Origin of the sequence: Streptomyces pactum, assembly GCF_002005225.1 — a bacterium.
Taxonomy (GTDB): domain Bacteria; phylum Actinomycetota; class Actinomycetes; order Streptomycetales; family Streptomycetaceae; genus Streptomyces; species Streptomyces pactum_A.
In genome coordinates this window covers 3,277,521-3,293,880 of the sequence record NZ_CP019724.1, presented here as the reverse complement: position 1 = coordinate 3,293,880, position 16,360 = coordinate 3,277,521, and the positions used below count along the sequence as shown (strand labels likewise).

Annotated in this window: 15 protein-coding genes; 7 read left to right on the top strand and 8 right to left on the bottom strand. The window is 71.3% G+C overall.

Features of this window, described 5'->3' with window-relative positions:
* Positions 1 to 8: 8 nt before the first annotated feature.
* From B1H29_RS13355 to B1H29_RS13345, 3 genes are all read left to right on the top strand, one after another.
* A complete protein-coding gene (locus B1H29_RS13355) occupies positions 9 to 677 on the top strand; it encodes a hypothetical protein (protein ID WP_055418096.1) in 669 nt (222 codons plus the stop codon).
* Positions 678 to 718: 41 nt separating this feature from the next.
* Positions 719 to 1,591 (top strand): LLM class flavin-dependent oxidoreductase, encoded by an 873-nt coding sequence (locus tag B1H29_RS13350; protein ID WP_055418095.1) that lies wholly within the window; start codon positions 719 to 721, stop codon positions 1,589 to 1,591.
* Between the two features lie 158 nt (positions 1,592 to 1,749).
* Complete coding sequence (locus tag B1H29_RS13345) at positions 1,750 to 2,541, top strand: methyltransferase domain-containing protein (protein WP_055418094.1); 792 nt, start codon at positions 1,750 to 1,752, stop codon at positions 2,539 to 2,541.
* Between the two features lie 22 nt (positions 2,542 to 2,563).
* Here B1H29_RS13345 and B1H29_RS13340 read toward each other — a convergent pair whose 3' ends face one another.
* A complete protein-coding gene (locus B1H29_RS13340; protein WP_055418093.1) occupies positions 2,564 to 3,847 on the bottom strand; it encodes a winged helix DNA-binding domain-containing protein in 1,284 nt (427 codons plus the stop codon).
* 1,119 nt (positions 3,848 to 4,966) lie between these two features.
* Here B1H29_RS13340 and B1H29_RS13330 point away from each other — a divergent pair.
* From B1H29_RS13330 to B1H29_RS13320, 3 genes are all read left to right on the top strand, one after another.
* Complete coding sequence (locus B1H29_RS13330) at positions 4,967 to 6,292, top strand: PhoH family protein (RefSeq protein ID WP_055418092.1); 1,326 nt, start codon at positions 4,967 to 4,969, stop codon at positions 6,290 to 6,292.
* Positions 6,293 to 6,719: 427 nt separating this feature from the next.
* Positions 6,720 to 7,424, top strand: coding sequence for a transglycosylase SLT domain-containing protein (locus B1H29_RS13325; protein WP_234393006.1), 705 nt, complete (start codon positions 6,720 to 6,722; stop codon positions 7,422 to 7,424).
* A gap of 148 nt (positions 7,425 to 7,572) precedes the next feature.
* Positions 7,573 to 8,934: an AI-2E family transporter gene (locus B1H29_RS13320; RefSeq protein ID WP_055418090.1), complete on the top strand. Its 1,362-nt coding sequence runs from the start codon at positions 7,573 to 7,575 to the stop codon at positions 8,932 to 8,934.
* 65 nt (positions 8,935 to 8,999) lie between these two features.
* Here B1H29_RS13320 and B1H29_RS13315 read toward each other — a convergent pair whose 3' ends face one another.
* Together B1H29_RS13315 and B1H29_RS13310 are read right to left on the bottom strand one after the other, a co-directional pair.
* Positions 9,000 to 9,536: an alkyl hydroperoxide reductase gene (locus tag B1H29_RS13315; RefSeq protein WP_055418089.1), complete on the bottom strand. Its 537-nt coding sequence runs from the start codon at positions 9,534 to 9,536 to the stop codon at positions 9,000 to 9,002.
* A gap of 6 nt (positions 9,537 to 9,542) precedes the next feature.
* On the bottom strand, positions 9,543 to 10,097 hold the full coding sequence (locus B1H29_RS13310; RefSeq protein ID WP_053136447.1) for a peroxiredoxin: 555 nt from the start codon (positions 10,095 to 10,097) through the stop codon (positions 9,543 to 9,545).
* A 137-nt stretch (positions 10,098 to 10,234) separates the two neighbouring features.
* Here B1H29_RS13310 and B1H29_RS13305 point away from each other — a divergent pair, with 137 nt between their 5' ends.
* On the top strand, positions 10,235 to 11,173 hold the full coding sequence (locus B1H29_RS13305) for a LysR substrate-binding domain-containing protein (RefSeq protein ID WP_055418088.1): 939 nt from the start codon (positions 10,235 to 10,237) through the stop codon (positions 11,171 to 11,173).
* A gap of 68 nt (positions 11,174 to 11,241) precedes the next feature.
* Here the strand turns inward: B1H29_RS13305 and B1H29_RS13300 are convergent, their stop codons facing one another.
* The 5 genes from B1H29_RS13300 to B1H29_RS13280 form a co-directional block, all read right to left on the bottom strand.
* Positions 11,242 to 13,584: an ABC transporter permease gene (locus B1H29_RS13300; RefSeq protein WP_055418087.1), complete on the bottom strand. Its 2,343-nt coding sequence runs from the start codon at positions 13,582 to 13,584 to the stop codon at positions 11,242 to 11,244.
* Positions 13,581 to 14,270: an ABC transporter ATP-binding protein gene (locus B1H29_RS13295; RefSeq protein ID WP_055418086.1), complete on the bottom strand. Its 690-nt coding sequence runs from the start codon at positions 14,268 to 14,270 to the stop codon at positions 13,581 to 13,583. The genes B1H29_RS13300 and B1H29_RS13295 overlap by 4 nt, the downstream gene beginning before the upstream one ends.
* On the bottom strand, positions 14,267 to 14,791 hold the full coding sequence (locus tag B1H29_RS13290) for a PadR family transcriptional regulator (protein WP_055418941.1): 525 nt from the start codon (positions 14,789 to 14,791) through the stop codon (positions 14,267 to 14,269). Before B1H29_RS13290 ends, B1H29_RS13295 begins: the two co-directional genes overlap by 4 nt.
* A gap of 161 nt (positions 14,792 to 14,952) precedes the next feature.
* Positions 14,953 to 15,246, bottom strand: coding sequence for a hypothetical protein (locus B1H29_RS13285; RefSeq protein ID WP_055418085.1), 294 nt, complete (start codon positions 15,244 to 15,246; stop codon positions 14,953 to 14,955).
* Positions 15,243 to 16,199, bottom strand: coding sequence for an SPFH domain-containing protein (locus tag B1H29_RS13280; protein WP_055418084.1), 957 nt, complete (start codon positions 16,197 to 16,199; stop codon positions 15,243 to 15,245). The genes B1H29_RS13285 and B1H29_RS13280 overlap by 4 nt, the downstream gene beginning before the upstream one ends.
* Positions 16,200 to 16,360 lie beyond the last annotated feature (161 nt).

The following is a 16,360-nucleotide window of genomic DNA, read 5'->3' as shown; positions in this document are numbered from 1 at the left end:
GGGAAACTGTGAGTAGCTCTGAGATCGTCATTCACGACTCTGTCAACGACGCACAGGCAGAGTTATGGTTCGCCGAACCGGCTGGCTTCACGGCGCTGCCGCTGGACGCCCTGCTCGCCGAGCCCGATTCGCCGGCTGCCGAAAGGATGCGCACGGCCGTCGCTCCGGTGCTCGAGGCCGCGCCCAGCGAAGCGGTTCGCCACCGGCTGATTACGCAGGTTGCGTCAGGTCAGCAGATGCTTGGGGCGTTGTACGCCTCCGGCACCGTCCACTGTTCGATCGGTCTGCACCGCGACGACGTCGACGCGATGAGGTCGGGGACCCACCTGCTCTCCCTTTTCACGATCTCCTGGCGCGAGACGAACGTCGCCCCCCGCAGCGTCACAGCGGCCCGCGCGGTCACGTCGGTCGAGGGGCATACGCGCGTCGCCTTCCTCGAGGCTCCTTGCGGGCCCGCGGTTCTCAGCGAGACCACGTTGAGAAGTGCCGACGGCGGCGCACTCCCGCAGCGACCCCTCCTCCAGGTCCACGCGCACCTCCCGCACCCCGACTGCCGGCGCCTGGCCGTGCTCACGCTCAGCACCACGGCCACGGCACGTCGGGAGGAGTACCGGGCGATCCTGCGTCAGGTCGTCGAGACGGTCAGATTTGTGCACCCCCTGGGCGGCGACTCGTAATGCTGTTGTCCGGCGCCCCGGGCCGCGGGTAGGAAGAGCGCATGACTGGACTCGGTGCCGTGTTCCGCCCCCAGCTCGCCCCCGAGCGGCTGCGCGCCGTCGCGCGTGTTGCCGATGAGGTCGGGTTGGAGGAGCTGTGGTTGTGGGAGGACTGCTTCCGCGAGGGTGGGATCTCCGCGGCCGCCTCCGCGCTCGCCTGGACCGAGAGGGTGCGGGTCGGGGTCGGGCTGCTGCCCGTGCCGTTGCGGAACGTGGCCGTCACCGCGATGGAGGCCGCCACGCTGCACCGGATGTTCCCCGGCCGCGCGATCCTCGGCGTCGGGCACGGGGTTCAGGACTGGATGGGGCAGGTCGGGGCGAGGGCCGAGTCGCCCCTCACCCTGTTGCGGGAGCATCTCCTGGCGCTGCGGGCGCTGTTGGGCGGTGAGCGGGTGACCACCGAGGGACGCTATGTACGGCTCGACGACGTCGCGCTGGACTGGCCGCCGGGCCAGGGTGTCGAGGTGTTCGCCGGCGCCACCGGGCCCCGTTCGCTGCGGCTCGCCGGGGAGGCCGCCGACGGGACCGTGCTCACCGCGTCGACTCCACCCGACGGGGTGCGTCGGGCCAGGCGGCTCATCGACGAAGGGCGTGCGACGGCCGCGCGGGCCGACGGGCACAGGGTCGTGGTGTATCTCCTGGCCGCCACCGGCCCCGACGCCGGCGAGCGGTTGCGGGCCGAGCTGGCCGCCGAAGGCGACGCATCGGTGCCGGACCTCGGTGTCGCCGGTGACGCGGCGGCCGTCGCCAAGGCAGTGGAGAGGCTGGCCGAGGCCGGGGCCGACACCGTGGTCCTCCAGCCGACCGGTGACGAGCCCGACCCGGAGGGGTTCGTACGGTTCGCCGCTGAGGAGGTCCGGCCCCTGGTGGCCTAGGCGGCCGACGGTCTGGACAGCCGGTGGCTCCCGTGGGCGACGCGCTCCAGCCAGGCCGGTGACCTGGAGGAGAGGGCGCACGCGACTTCCCTCTCCCCGGCCGGTGACCCCCCTCCCCCTCCCCCTCTCCCCGTCCCCCATCGATCGGATACGCCCCGATGGCTCTGCATCACCCCCGCACCTTCGACGACCTCGTGGCCGAAGGCGCCTCCGCGCCCACCGAAGGGTGGGACTTCTCCTGGTTCGAGGGGAGGGCGACCGAGGAGCGGCCGTCCTGGGGGTACGCGCGGGCCATGTCGGGGCGGCTGGCCGAGGCCACCGCCGTGTTGGACGTACAGACCGGGGGAGGGGAGGTCCTGGACTTCGCCCTCGGAGCCGCCGCCCCGCACCGCCCGCCGCTCGTCGTCGCCACCGAAGGGTGGCGGCCCAACGTCGCCAAGGCCACCGCACTGCTCCGCCCTCGCGGCGTCCCCGTGGTCGCCGTGCCCGACGACGTGCTCCTGCCCTTCGCGGACGGGGCCTTCGACCTGGTCGTGAGCCGGCACCCCGTCGAGCCGCACTGGGGCGAGGTCGCCCGCGTGCTCGTGCCCGGCGGGACCTACTTCGCCCAGCATGTCGGGCCCGGCAGCGTCTTCGAGCTCATCGAGTACTTCCTCGGGCCCCAGCCGGAGGAGAGCCGGTACCACCGTCACCCCGAACGCGAGCGTGCCGACGCCGAGGCCGCCGGGCTGGAGGTCGTCGAGCTGCGGGCGGAGCGGCTGCGGATGGAGTTCCACGACATCGGCGCCGTCGTCCACTTCCTGCGCAAGGTGGTGTGGATGGTTCCCGGCTTCACCGTCGAGGGCCACCGGGACCGACTGCGTGCTCTGCACGAGCGCATCGAGGCCGACGGGCCCTTCGTCGCCCACAGCACGCGCCATCTCTTCGACGTGCGCAGGCCACGCCCCTAGGTCACACAGGGGCGCCGGCCGCTCAGGCGTGCGCGCCCACCGTCACCTCGCCCACCACCAGCTCGGCCCGGGCCTCCAGTACCTCCCCGACCCGATCCACCCGTGCCGCCAGTTCCCTCTCCTGCCGGGCCGTCAGGCGTCCCAGCGGTTCGACCGTGACCGTCGTACGCCGCCCCCGGCGCCGCTGGTGCCAGACGCCCGCCGCTACGCCGTCCACCAGCAGTACGGGGAAGTTGCCCGCCTGCCCGCCCGCCAGCGCCCGCTGGTACGCGGCTCCGGGGAAGAGCAGCTCCCGCGGCTGGGCCGCGATGAGATACGCGTCGAAGTACGGCAGCAGCCGCACGCCACGCAGCAGGTCTTCCTGTTCGGGCCCGCCGGGGAAGGCGGTGTCGCCCGTGACCACCCATGCCTGGGCCGCGCCGGTTGCCTCGAAATCGGCCTGCTCGATCTCGCCGGCGGCGGCCAGCCGGTCGTACAGGGCCCCGGCCCAGGCGGGCGGTGCGGCCAGCCACCGGGCGAAGTGCTGCGGCGTGGCCGGACCGTATGTGTGCAGGTAACGGAGTACGAGGAGCCGCAGTGCTTCGTCGGACCGCAGCGGAGTGATGCGGGGCGGGCGGGTGTACGTCACCTTGCGGCCACGGTTGGGGCCGAAGCACAGGGCGCCTGACTGGCCCGCCAGGTGCAACGCCTGCCGCCAGCGCGGCCACATGGTCTGGAACGCCGGCATCACCAGGTCGCCGGCCCAGGGACCGGTGCGGGCGACGACCTCGTCGCCGAGTTCGTCGATGGTCAGGAACGTGCCGTCGAGGGCGTCGCCGATAGCCGCCACCACCTCTTCCGCCTGCCTCCGCGTGAGCCGTACGCCGGACGGGAAGGGGCCCGGCCCGCCGGAGATCGCGGGCAGTGCGGCACACCACATCGGCAGGTCGCGGGCGGGGAGCAGGTGCACCGTCCCGCGCGGGCCGTGCGTCTTGACGAGCGAGGGAGCCGTGGAGGCCGACGCGGAAGGAGACGTGGAGGCCGACGCGGAAGGAGCCGTTGAGGCCGGCGTGGAGGGAGCTGTGGAGGCCGGCGCGGAGGCGGATCCGGTCGGCCACAAGGACGTCCGTACGTCCGCCCGGGTCACGCCGTCGGTCCGCAGGCCCAGCGAGAGTTCGGCCGCCGACAGCACCTGGGCGTGGACGCCGAGCATCGCGCCGGCCACGTCGGCGACCGGCGTGCCCGTTCGGGCGGACATGGCCAGGAACTGTCGCTCGAGCCGCCGCGCGCTCGCCGCGCCCCAAGTGATGCGCACCGTCTTCGTCATGAGGTGACGTTAGGGGAGGAGTAGGACAGTTCCCGGCCTACTAGGGGCACTGCGGATCGGGATCTTCAGGGTGTATGCGGCGCACCTTCGCAAATATCTGCACGCTCGGTGAGAGGGTGCGGAATCACCCTTCGATCCTCACGGGGTGTCCACATCGTTATTCATCGTTGTCCTCCTTGGGGCGGATCCGGCTCGCCAGATCACGTAGGTTCGGACCAGGTAATTCGCGTGAGCAAAGCTGCGCGTGTGGCACCGCGCAGTGGAGGGGGCTGCGCGGTGCCCGGTCAAGCGGGCGTTCGCCGGTGGGTTCACCCGGTGGAGGGAAGCGGGGGTGGTCCGCTGTCCGGCATCCGGTGCGCGTCGGCCCGCTTCGGGGCCCACGGTCCGTTCGCTCGGCCCCTTCAGGCGCCCGGTTCGCTGAGGAGGCCGCTGCCTTTTGGCCATGATTCAGGGCGGAACGAGTGCTTCCAGGGCCATCCGGGCGTTGCCGGGCGACTTCGGAGAGTAGTTGTGGCACGCCGATGCACGCAGCATCACTTACAAAGGGTTATGGTGGAAACCCCCCCCCTCGGGCCGGTCCGTCTCCCCCCCACGGACCGGCCCGTTTTTTCTGCCTCGGCCCGGCACCGCTTCTCCGCTCCGGGACCGTGCCCCCTCCTCCGCTCCCGGACCGCGCACCCCCTCCTCCGCTCCCGGACCGCGCACCCCCTCCTCCGCTCCCGGACCGCGCACCCCCTCCTCCGCTCCCGGACCGCGCACCCCCTCCTGCCCTCCTCCCCTCGCCCTCTTCCCGCCTCCCGCGGGGCGCCCGTAATGAGGAGTTCACCGGTGCGTCGTCCTGTGTCGTGGCATGGCGGCGCTCGTTCTAGGGCATAAGCCAAGCAGGTCGACGCCCGAACCACGGGTGTCGTATCTCAGCGGACGGCACGGAGCCGTCCGCCCGGGAGGCCCTTTGCACCAGCCCCACCGTGCGGTCACGGCACGGAAGACGCGGCGGAGGGCCGGTCCGCGGCCCGCGCCAGTGCAGGGCGGCCCTCGACCGGCCGGCTCGTTCCCGCCCTCCCGGCCCAGCGTCCACTCCGTCGCTCCCCGACCTCTTCCGAGGGGGTACGTCCTTCCGTGGTGACCAGCACAAAGCGCCACAAGCCCGATAGGCGCACCTACGTTCTCGACACCAGCGTCCTGCTGGCGGACCCGAACGCTCTGAACCGCTTCGACGAGCACGAGGTCGTGCTCCCCATCGTCGTGGTGACGGAGTTGGAGGCCAAACGGCACCATCCCGAGCTCGGCTACTTCGCCCGGCAGGCTCTGCGCCTGCTCGACGAGTTCCGAGTACGGCACGGTCGCCTCGACGCCCCCATTCCGATCGGGGATCTCGGCGGCACCGTGCGTGTCGAGCTCAACCACTCGGACCCCGGCGTGCTGCCCACCGGCTACCGCCTGGGGGACAACGACTCCCGCATCCTCGCGGTCGCCCGCAATCTGCAGGCGGAGGGGTTCGACGTCACCGTCGTGTCCAAGGACCTCCCGCTGCGGATCAAGGCCTCGTCCGTCGGCCTGCTCGCCGAGGAGTACCGCGCCGAGCTCGCCATCACGGACGCCTCCGGCTGGACCGGCATGTCGGAACTGACGCTGCCCGGCGAGCAGGTGGACATCCTCTTCGAGGAGGGGCGGGTCCACGTCCCGGAAGCCGCCGAACTGCCGGTGCACACCGGTCTGACCATCCAGTCCGAGCGCGGCAAGGCCCTCGGCCGGGTCACGCCCGACGGCAGCGTCCGCGTGGTGCGCGGCGACCGGGAGGCGTTCGGCATCAAGGGCCGCAGCGCCGAGCAGCGGATCGCGCTCGACCTGCTTCTCGACCCGGACGTCGGCATCGTGTCGATGGGCGGCCGGGCCGGCACCGGCAAGTCGGCGCTGGCGCTGTGCGCGGGCCTGGAGGCCGTGCTGGAGCGCCGGCAGCACCAGAAGGTGATGGTCTTCCGTCCGCTGTACGCGGTGGGCGGGCAGGAGCTCGGGTATCTGCCCGGCTCCGAGGCGGAGAAGATGAGCCCGTGGGCGCAGGCGGTCTTCGACACGCTGTCGGCGGTCACCAGCCGGGAGGTCATCGAAGAGGTCACCGCGCGCGGGATGCTGGAGGTGCTGCCGCTCACCCACATCCGCGGCCGCTCTCTGCACGACGCGTTCGTGATCGTGGACGAGGCCCAGTCCCTGGAGCGGAACGTCCTGCTGACCGTGCTGTCCCGGGTTGGAGCCAATTCGCGGGTCGTACTGACCCATGACGTGGCGCAGCGGGACAACCTGCGGGTGGGGCGGTACGACGGAGTCGTCGCCGTCGTCGAGAAGCTGAAGGGTCATCCGCTCTTCGCGCACGTCACCCTGACGCGCTCCGAGAGGTCCCAGATCGCGGCACTTGTGACCGAAATGCTGGAGGACGGCCACATCTGACGCTTCCGCGAAATCCGACCCGTCAAGGGCCGGTTACCCGAGAGTCGGCGCCGTTCGGAAAGGCCAAGAGCCTAGCCGGGCGGCGCCTTCGCGTGTGGGGGTTTCCGGGAATCCCCTGGGCCAAACGGGATGTGAGCTTTCACACGCAACGCAGAATTGCCTCACCCCGTCGGGTTACGGCAGAGTCTCACTCCTGTCAGGCCCCGCATACGACACAGCCGTACCCCCAGCGGTACGGCGCCACAGAAGCACCAGATCCAACTCCATAGCAGCGTCGTATGCCGCCCGAGCACCACGCGGCGCTCCCCTCGGGGGAGTTGTCCACCGGGCCCGTGCCTCCCGTGACCCGTAGTTGGGGAGGCCAGCGCCAGGGGCACGATTGCGTCCGCGAGGGTCACCGAAGCGGGCGATGCTGGAAGGAAACCGTGTGAGCCGGATCTCGGTCCGGGGATTCGCAGTGGCCTCGGCCACGGCGGTCACCGCAGTCGGAAGCGTCGTCGGCGTTGCCTCGGGCAGCACCGCGCAGAACAACGACGCGGAGGCGACAGCAGCGGGTACGACGCTGCTCGCGGACATCCCCATGGGCGAGCAGGCGCAGGTGCAGACCGCGTCCCTGACGCAGCAGGCCGACGTACAGGCCATCGCCGCGGACGCGAGCGCCAAGAAGGACGCCGAGGAGGCGGCCCGCAAGGCAGCCGCCGAGACCGCTGTGGCCAAGCAGGAGAAGGCCAAGAAGGCGGCAGCGGCGGCCGAGGAGGCCAAGAAGCGCGAGGCGGCGAAGGAAGCGGCCAGCCGCGACGCCGAGCGCGAGTCCACCAGCTTCTCCGTCCAGAGCTCCTACAGCACCAGCCAGATCCAGGCGATGGCCCGTCAGATGGTCCCCAGCGGCCAGTGGCAGTGCTTCAGCAACATCGTGGACCACGAGTCGAGCTGGAACTACAAGGCGGTCAACCCCTCCTCGGGCGCCTACGGTCTCTTCCAGGCGCTGCCGGCGGGCAAGTACTCCTCCGCGGGCGCCGACTGGCGGACCAACCCGGCCACCCAGATCAAGTGGGGCCTCAACTACATGGACAACCGCTACGGCAGCCCGTGTGAGGCCTGGACCTTCTGGCAGGCCAACCACTGGTACTGAGCCCCCTCCGGGGCGGCCCGGACCCCGCTCAACCCCGCGCAGCCCCTCACCGTCCTACGGTGAGGGGCTGCGTGCTTCCGCCATGTACGGTCGGACCGGAACGACTCCGGGGGGAGTGGTGGGGAAGGACGGGGGAAGAGGACGGATCATGTCTCGAGTGCCAGGGTGGCTCGGTCGGCTCGGCGCCGGACTGACGCGGATGAGCAAGCGGTTGGACGAGCGCCGCGAGGGCGCCGACGCACCGGAGCCGGCCGCCGACGACGCAGCGCCGCCGTTCCCGTACGACCTGTCTCAGGAGCACGCCTCCACGCAGTACCCGCTCGTGGTCCAGGCCCGCCCCGACCCGGCCCAGGCCGTGCCCTGGGGAATGCGCGTCGCCGCCGAGGCGGGGTGGCGGCTGCTGGTCCTCGCGGGCACCGTGTGGGTGCTGATGCGGGTCATCAGCGCCGTACAGCTCGTGGTGCTGGCGTTCGTGGCGGCGCTGCTGATCACGGCACTGCTCCAGCCGACCGTGGCGTGGCTGCGCCGGCACGGGGTGCCGAGGGGGCCTGCCACCGCCCTGACCGCGATCCTGGGGTTCGTGGTGATGGGGCTGATCGGGTGGTTCGTCACCTGGCAGGTCATGGAGAACATCGACAACCTCTCCGACCAGGTCCAGGACGGCATCGACGAGCTGCGCAACTGGCTCTTGAACAGCCCGTTCCACGTCACCGACAAGCAGATCAACGAGATCGCCAAGAACCTGCGCGAGGCGGTCGGCGCCAACACCGACCAGATAACGTCCGCCGGTCTCGAGGGGGTCACCGTCGTCGTCGAGGCGCTCACGGGCATCCTGCTGGCCGCCTTCTCGACGCTCTTCCTGCTCTACGACGGCAAGCGCATCTGGCAGTGGACGCTGAAGCTGGTGCCGGCGGCGGCCCGGCCGGGCGTGGCCGGTGCCGGCCCGCGCGCGTGGCGGACGCTGACGGCGTATGTGCGCGGCACGGTGGTGGTGGCGCTGATCGACGCCATCTTCATCGGCATCGGCATCTACTTCCTGGACGTGCCGATGGCCGTCCCGCTGGCCGTGTTCATCTTCCTGTTCGCCTTCATCCCGCTGGTCGGCGCCGTGGTGTCGGGAGCGCTCGCGGTCGTGGTGGCGCTGGTGACGCAGGGCATGTTCGCGGCGGTCATGACGCTCGTCGTGGTGCTGGTGGTGCAGCAGATCGAGGGGCACATCCTGCAGCCGTTCATCCTGGGACGCGCGGTACGGGTCCATCCGCTGGCGGTGGTGCTGTCGGTGGCCACGGGCGGCATGGTGGCCGGCATCGGCGGCGCGGTGGTCGCCGTACCGCTGGTGGCGGTGACGAACACCGTCGTGGGCTACCTGCGTGCGTACTCCCGTGAGGCCGTCGTGCGGCAGGCCCCGAAGCCGACCGGCGCCACGCCGACGGACGCCTCCCCGGCGGCGGAGCCCACGCCGCCGCCCACGGAGGCCGAGCCGCCCCCGGCGGACACCTCTCCGGCGTAGCGACAGGCAACGGGCCCCGCTCACCTCATCGGTGAGCGGGGCCCGTCGTGTTCCGCGTCGCGGGACTACTGGCCGGCGAGAACCGCCTCGGCGTCCAGCGTGGCGCCGACGGCCTCGACCACGGCGGCGATCTTGAACGCCTCCTGGATCGTCTCGCGGTCCACACCGGCCTTGCGGAGCACCTGCTCGTGCGAGTCCAGGCACATGCCGCAGCCGTTGATGGCGGACACCGCGAAGGACCACAGCTCGAAGTCGACCTTGTCGACGCCCGGGTTGCCGATGACGTTCATCCGCAGACCGGCGCGCAGGGTGCCGTACTCGTGGTCCGACAGCAGGTGCCGGGTCCGGTAGAAGACGTTGTTCATCGCCATGACGGCGGCGGCCGACTTGGCGGCCGAGTACGCCTCGGGCGTGAGGCTGGCCTTCGCCTCCGGCTCCAGCTCGCGCAGCACGATGGGGGAGCGCGAGGCGATGGCGGTCGCCAGCACGGTGCCCCAGAGCTGCTGCGCCGGGAGGTCGGAGTTGCCGATGACCGAGCCCAGGTTGAGCTTCAGGTCCTTGGCGTAGTCCGGTACGGCGGACTTCAGGGAGTCGAGGGACATGTCAGCTCACTCCCCGGCCAGCAGCGCGACCGGGTCGAGGGTCTCGTCGCCCTTGCTCCAGTTGCACGGGCAGAGCTCGTCGGTCTGCAGGGCGTCGAGGACCCGCAGGACCTCCTTGGGGTTACGGCCGACCGAGCCGGCGGTCACCATGGTGAACTGGATCTCGTTGTTCTGGTCCACGATGAACACGGCGCGCTTGGCGAAGCCGTCCTCGCCCTCGATGCCGAGGTCGCGCATCAGCTCGTGCTTGGAGTCCGCCATCATCGGGAACGGCAGGTCGGTCAGGTCCGGGTGGTCCTTGCGCCAGGCGTGGTGCACGAACTCGGAGTCGCCGGAGAAGCCGAGGACCTGCGCGTCACGGTCGGCGAACTCGTCGTTCAGCTTGCCGAAGGCGGCGATCTCGGTCGGGCACACGAAGGTGAAGTCCTTGGGCCAGGCGAAGACGACCTTCCACTGACCCTCGTAGGTCTTGTGGTTGATCTGCTGGAACTCCTTGCCCTTCTCCAGCGAGACGCAGGCGGTCAGATCGAACTCGGGGAACTTGTCACCGACAGTGAGCACGCGCTCTCCAAAAATGCAGCGAAGAAACACCCATTTTGCGAGTGTTTCCCATGGGTTGGACGTTATTGATGTTGGCACAGAGTGCATTGATTAGTGAAATAGCTACACTCGGTCGAGTTGATCGGAGGTGGCTATTAGTGACAGGTAGGAAGAGGCAGCCCAGCCTCGCCCAGCTACGGGCTTTCGCGGCGGTCGCCGAGCATCTGCACTTCCGCGACGCCGCCGCCGCGATCGGTATGAGCCAGCCCGCGCTCTCGGGCGCCGTCTCGGCGCTGGAGGAGGCACTGGGTGTCACCCTCCTGGAGCGTACGACGCGCAAGGTGCTGCTCTCGCCGGCGGGCGAACGGCTCGCGGTGCGGACGAAGGCGGTACTCGCGGAGGTCGGCGCGCTGCTGGAGGAGGCGGAGGCGGTGCGGGCACCGTTCACCGGGGTGCTGCGGCTCGGGGTCATCCCGACGGTGGCGCCGTATCTGCTGCCCACGGTGCTGCGCCTCGTCCACGACCGCTACCCCGACCTCGACCTCCAGGTCCACGAGGAGCAGACCGCGAGCCTGCTGGACGGCCTCACGTCCGGCCGCCTCGACCTGCTCCTGCTGGCGGTGCCGCTCGGCGTGCCCGGGGTCACGGAACTCCCGCTCTTCGACGAGGACTTCGTGCTCGTCACCCCGCTCGACCACCGGCTCGGCGGCCGGGAGGGCATCGAGCGCGAGGTGCTGCGCGAGCTGAGGCTGCTGCTGCTCGACGAGGGGCACTGCCTGCGCGACCAGGCGCTCGACATCTGCCGTGAGGCGGGCCGCGCGGGCGTCCCGGCGACGACGACGGCCGCCGGTCTGTCGACGCTGGTGCAGTTGGTGGCGGGCGGCCTCGGGGTGACGCTGCTGCCGCGTACGGCGGTCCGCGTCGAGACGTCCCGCTCCAGCCGGCTCCTCACCGGCTCCTTCGCGGACCCGGCCCCGACCCGCCGCATCGCCCTCGCCATGCGCACGGGCGCGGCGCGCTCCGCGGAGTACGAGGAGCTGGCGGCGGCCCTCCGGGAGGCGATGGCGGACCTGCCGGTGCGCACGGTCCACGGCTGAGGGCACGCCGGCGCGGCGTGCCCTCGGTCCCGCCCCGGGTGGGCCGGGGCCCTGCTCGGTGCCGGGGCCTACTCCGTGCGCAGCCCCTCCGGCCGCATCAGCCGCAGCAGCGGCGGCAGGCTGAGAAGGGTCACCGTCAGGACCACCCCGGCGCCGATGCCGGTCATGGAGAGGACGCCGGTCCAGTCGACGCGGACCGGGGTGCCGGTCATCTTCAGCAGCACCGTGCCCAGCGTCAGGCCCACCACCGAGGCCAGCAGCAGGCCCAGCGCGATGGGGATCGCGGTCTGCCACAGCACCGACAGGCTCAGGGTGCGGCGCCGGGTGCCGAAGGCGACCAGGGCCGACAGCAGTCGCTTCCGCTCGCGCAACTGCTCGAGCTGCGTGACCAGCAGACTGGCGCCGATCAGTGCCAGCACACACGTCGTCCCGACGAGCAGACCGGTGCGGATGGCGTCGAACCGGCCGGTCCGCTCCGTGGCCGCCCACTGCATGGCGTCCGCCAGTGGGTCGATGGCCGCGGTGGTGTTGCGTACCCGCTCGTGCACGTCCGTGACGGACTCGTCGAGCTTGAGGTACGCGTGCCCGGTCAGGGTGGGTGCGAGTGCGTCCGGCGACGCCTTGGTCGTGATCAGGAAGCCGCCCCGGTCGATACCGGCGAGCAGGCCGGTACGCGGCTTCGCCGCCTTGACGCCCTGCGGCACCGTCCAGGGGACCTGCATGCCCTTCGGCCCGCCCTCGTACGACGGGTCGAGGTACAGCTTGCGTCCGGGCGTCGCCAGCTTCGCCATGTCGACCTCGCCGTCCCACTCGGCACCGTGGACGGCGAACACGTCCCCGTCACGGCAGGACGGCAGGTCGGCGATCTCCCGCAACGACTCACAGTCGCCCACGGTCACCATCGCGCCGACGTCAGGCTCCAGCGCGCGGTCGCCGAGGTAAGCCTCGCCGTAGGCGTAGACGGCGTTCACACCCTCGGTGTCCCGCAACTTGTCGGCGGCCGGCGCCACCGGCACCTCGCTCGGCAGCACCACCTCCATCTGCGCCCGCGACAGGTCCTGCCCGGTGGGCCTGGTGTAGTCGTCGTCCACGCCCGCGAACAGCATCTGCAGCGCGATCGCCCCGGCGACGGCCACCGCCACGCCGTTGACCATGCGGGCCGCCGTGCCGCTGCTCATCTGCAGCCTGCGCACGGCGAGCTGCCAGGCCACGGGGCCGGAGCCGAGCCGGGCGACGACGGTCTCCACGATCCACGGCAGCAGCGCGGTCACGCCGACCAGGAGCAGGACGACACCGCCGGTCACCAGATACTGGTTGAAGTCCCCGTTGTCGCGCCCGTCACCGATCATCGGGTAGAGCATGGCCAGCCCCGCCAGCGGCAGCAGCAGCCGCCACCACAGCCGGCGCCGCGCCGGCCGGCCCGCCCGCACCACGCCGAGCGGCTCGATGACCACCCCGCGCAGCGCGAACAGCGTCACCAGCACCGCGGCCGCCGGCACCGCCACCGCCACCAGCAGGGCGAGCAGCGGCGAGGGGTTGAGGTAGCTCGGGAACACGCTGATGCGGTACACCTCGGCCGTCCCGGCGAGCTGGCGCCCGATCATGAAGAACCCGGCGCCGAAGACCAGCCCCAGCAGCGCGCCCGCCAAGGCCTCCCCGGCGGCGATGCGCCGGGTCATGCGGCTGTCGGAGCCCACCAGCCGCAGGGCCGCGAGCCGCCGGTCCCGCCGCTCGCCGCCGAACCGCACCGCCGCGGCGATGAACACCGCGACCGGCATCAGCAGCACCACGAAGACGACGAGGACCAGCAGGAGCAGCACCGGGTCGGACCGCTCGGACACCGGGTGCGGGTCCCCGTACCGGTCGATACGGCTGATCCGGCCGCCGTCCAAGTGCGGCGCGAGACCCTCGGCGCCCCGGTAGAAGGCGAGTTCGGCCGAGCCGATCAGCCCGCTCTCCGCGATGGTGCCGACGATCCGGTCCGGCAGCCGCTCGCGCAGCAGCGCCCCGGAGTCCGACTCCAGCAGCCTCTTCAGCGCGGGGGAGACCACCATCTCGCCCTCGGCCGGGAACTCGTCCACCCCCGGCGGCAGCGGAGCCCGCGGCCCCTCGGGCTCCAGGGCACGGCCCCGGACGTCCGCGTCGCGGAACTCCGTGCCGACGTCGGCGACCACGAGGGTGTCGTCGGCCTTCGGTATCTGCTCGACGGCGAAGGTGATGTCGGTCCGTGCGGCCTCCCGCTCGTGCCGGACGGAGAGCGCGTTGGGGATCGCCGTCGTCAACAGGAGCAGCGCCACACCGAGTCCGACGCCGATGGCCGTCAGCACGGCCCGGGTCCATCCCTCGCGCCCGCCGGTGAAGGCGAAGCGGACCCCCATGGCGAGGTCCCGGCCCCACTGGCCCGCGGTCATACGACCCGCTCCATGTCCCTGGACTTGCCGTCCCGTACGACGATCTCGCGGTCGGAGTAGGCGGCCACCCGCGCCTCGTGCGTGACCAGGACGACGGCGGCGTTGGTGGAGCGGGCGGCGTCCGTGAGGAGTTCCATCACGCGCTCGCCGTTGAGGGAGTCCAGCGCACCGGTCGGTTCGTCGGCGAACAGGACACGGGGGCCCGTGACCAGCGACCGCGCCACCGCGACCCGCTGCCCCTGGCCGCCGGAGACCTCGCCGGGCCGCTTCTTTCGCAGGTCGTCGACCTCGAGCCGCTCCATCCAGGTCAGCGCGGCCCGCTCGGCCTCCTTGCGGGAGGTGCCGTTCAGGCGCAGCGGAAGGGCGACGTTCTCGACGCAGGTCAGCTCCGGCACGAGCTGCCCGAACTGGAACACGAACCCGAAGTCGCTCCTGCGCAGCGCGCTGCGCCGGGTGTCGCTCATGGCGGACAGTTCACGCCCGTTGTACGTGATCGTCCCCGAGTCGGGCGGCACGATGCCGGCGAGGCAGTGCAGCAGCGTGGACTTGCCGGACCCGGAGGGGCCCATCACGGCGACGACCTCGCCGGGGTGGATGGAGAACTCGGCACCGTCGAGGGCGAGGGTGGGGCCGTAGGCCTTGCGGAGCTGCTCGGCCGAGAGCAGCGAACCTGCGGGAGGAGTCATCGGGCCACCGCCTCACGGAGCTTTTCGAGGCGCGCCGCGGTGAGCTCCAGCCAGCGCAGGTCGGCCTCCAGGTGGAACAGGGCGTGGTCGCAGATGAGCTGGTCGGCGAGGTCGCCCTTGCGCTTGCGGTCGGTGAGGATCCGCATGCCGCGCAGATGCTCCGAGCGCTGCGTGTCGAGGATGTCGGCGGCGTCGCGGTGGGTGAGCAGCGCGAGGACGACCTTGGTGTAGAGCGTCGACTGGAGATACGGCTCGGGCTTCTCGGGCGTGGCGAGCCACTGCTGTACGTCGGTGATCCCCGCGTCGGTGATCGCGTACCGCTTGCGCTCGGGACCGTCGCCCGCCTCGATGCCGTCGACCACGACGAGGCCGTTCTTCAGCAGGCGGGACATCGTCGAGTAGACCTGGCCGTAGTGCAGCGGCCGGTCGTGACCGAACTTCTCGTCAAAGGCGCGCTTGAGGTCGTAACCGTGGCGCGGCCCGGACTCCAGGAGTCCCAGGAGGGTGTGACCGATGGACATGCCGAGCACTCTACACATGGTGTATACGCACTATGTATACGTCGTGTGCAGAGGCCATGGCGACGCGTAGGGGAGCGCAGGTCGGAGCCGATTGTCACGGTTCCGTGACGACGGGGGCCGCGCCTCCGCGTGATGCGGCGACGCGGCCCGTTCCGGCTTCGCTACGACGGTGGCGCGGGTCCCGTTTCCGGGTCCGGTGCCCGGGGCGGTCGCCCCCGGCGCGGCAGCGGTCCGGCGTCCCCGGGCAGCCGGCCCGCCTCCGCCAGTGCCCTGCGGAGCAGGAACTCGATCTGGGCGTTGGCCGAGCGCAGCTCGTCGCCCGCCCAGCGGGCCAGCGCCTCGTACACCTGTGGGTCCAGCCGCAGCAGCACCTGCTTGCGCTGCTGGCGTGTCCGGCGCGGCGTGGGCGGCGTCCCCCCGGGCTCCGGGGCCGGCTCTTCGGAAGGGGCCGTCACTGGTAGAGGGACCCCGTGTTCAGGACCGGCTGGGCGGCGCGGTCCCCGCAGAGCACGACCATCAGGTTGGATACCATCGCCGCCTTGCGTTCGTCGTCCAGCTCCACGATGTCCTGCTCGCTGATCCGGGCGAGCGCCGCCTCGACCATGCCGACCGCGCCGTCCACGATCTGCCGCCGCGCCGCGACCACCGCGCCGGCCTGCTGCCGCTGGAGCATCGCCGAGGCGATCTCCGGCGCGTACGCCAGGTGCGTGAAGCGGGACTCGATGATCTGCACCCCGGCCGCATCCACGCGCGCGTGCAGTTCGATGGCGAGCTTCTCGGTGATCTCCTCGGCGTTGCCGCGCAGCGAGAGGCCGTCCTCGTCGTGGGCGTCGTAGGGGTATTCGATGGCGATGTGCCGCACGGCCGCCTCGGTCTGGGTGGAGACGAACTCGATGTAGTCGTCCACCTCGAAGGTGGCCTGCGCGGTGTCCTCCACCCGCCACACCACGACGGCGGCCAGCTCGATGGGGTTGCCGTAGGCGTCGTTCACCTTCAGGACGGCCGTCTCGTGGTTGCGCACCCGCGTCGAGATCTTGGTGCGCGAGGTGAGCGGGTTGACCCAGCGCAGCCCGTCCTGCCGGATCGTCCCCCGGTAGCGCCCGAAGAGCTGGACCACTCGGGCCTCGCCCGGCGCCACCATGTTCAGCCCGCACATCGCGAGGAACGCGGCCAAGCCGACCACGATGCCCCCGATGATCAGTGCCGCCTTCGCTCCCGCCGAGTCGACCGCCGTGGCGGCGGCGATGAGGCCGGCGCCGGCGAGCAGTCCGACCAGTCCCAGCAGCAGCGCGAGGCCGCCACCGATGCTGTGCGCCTGCATCTCGCGCACCCGTGGCGCGGGCATCTCGGGCACGTCGGCACCGACCTGCGAAGTGTCGAGCGTGTCGTGCGTGTCATGTGTGGTCATGAGTGGTCCCCCCGTGTCGGGCCGGCCGTGCTCGCGCAGGCTCGGCTTCTATCGTCGATTTAGCTAAGTGATATCACTTTACCCGCGAATGACAACCTTGAACCCCCCTCGTACGTCGGTTCCGTAGGAGCGGGTGCTGATTCTCACGTCCGTACAAGGCC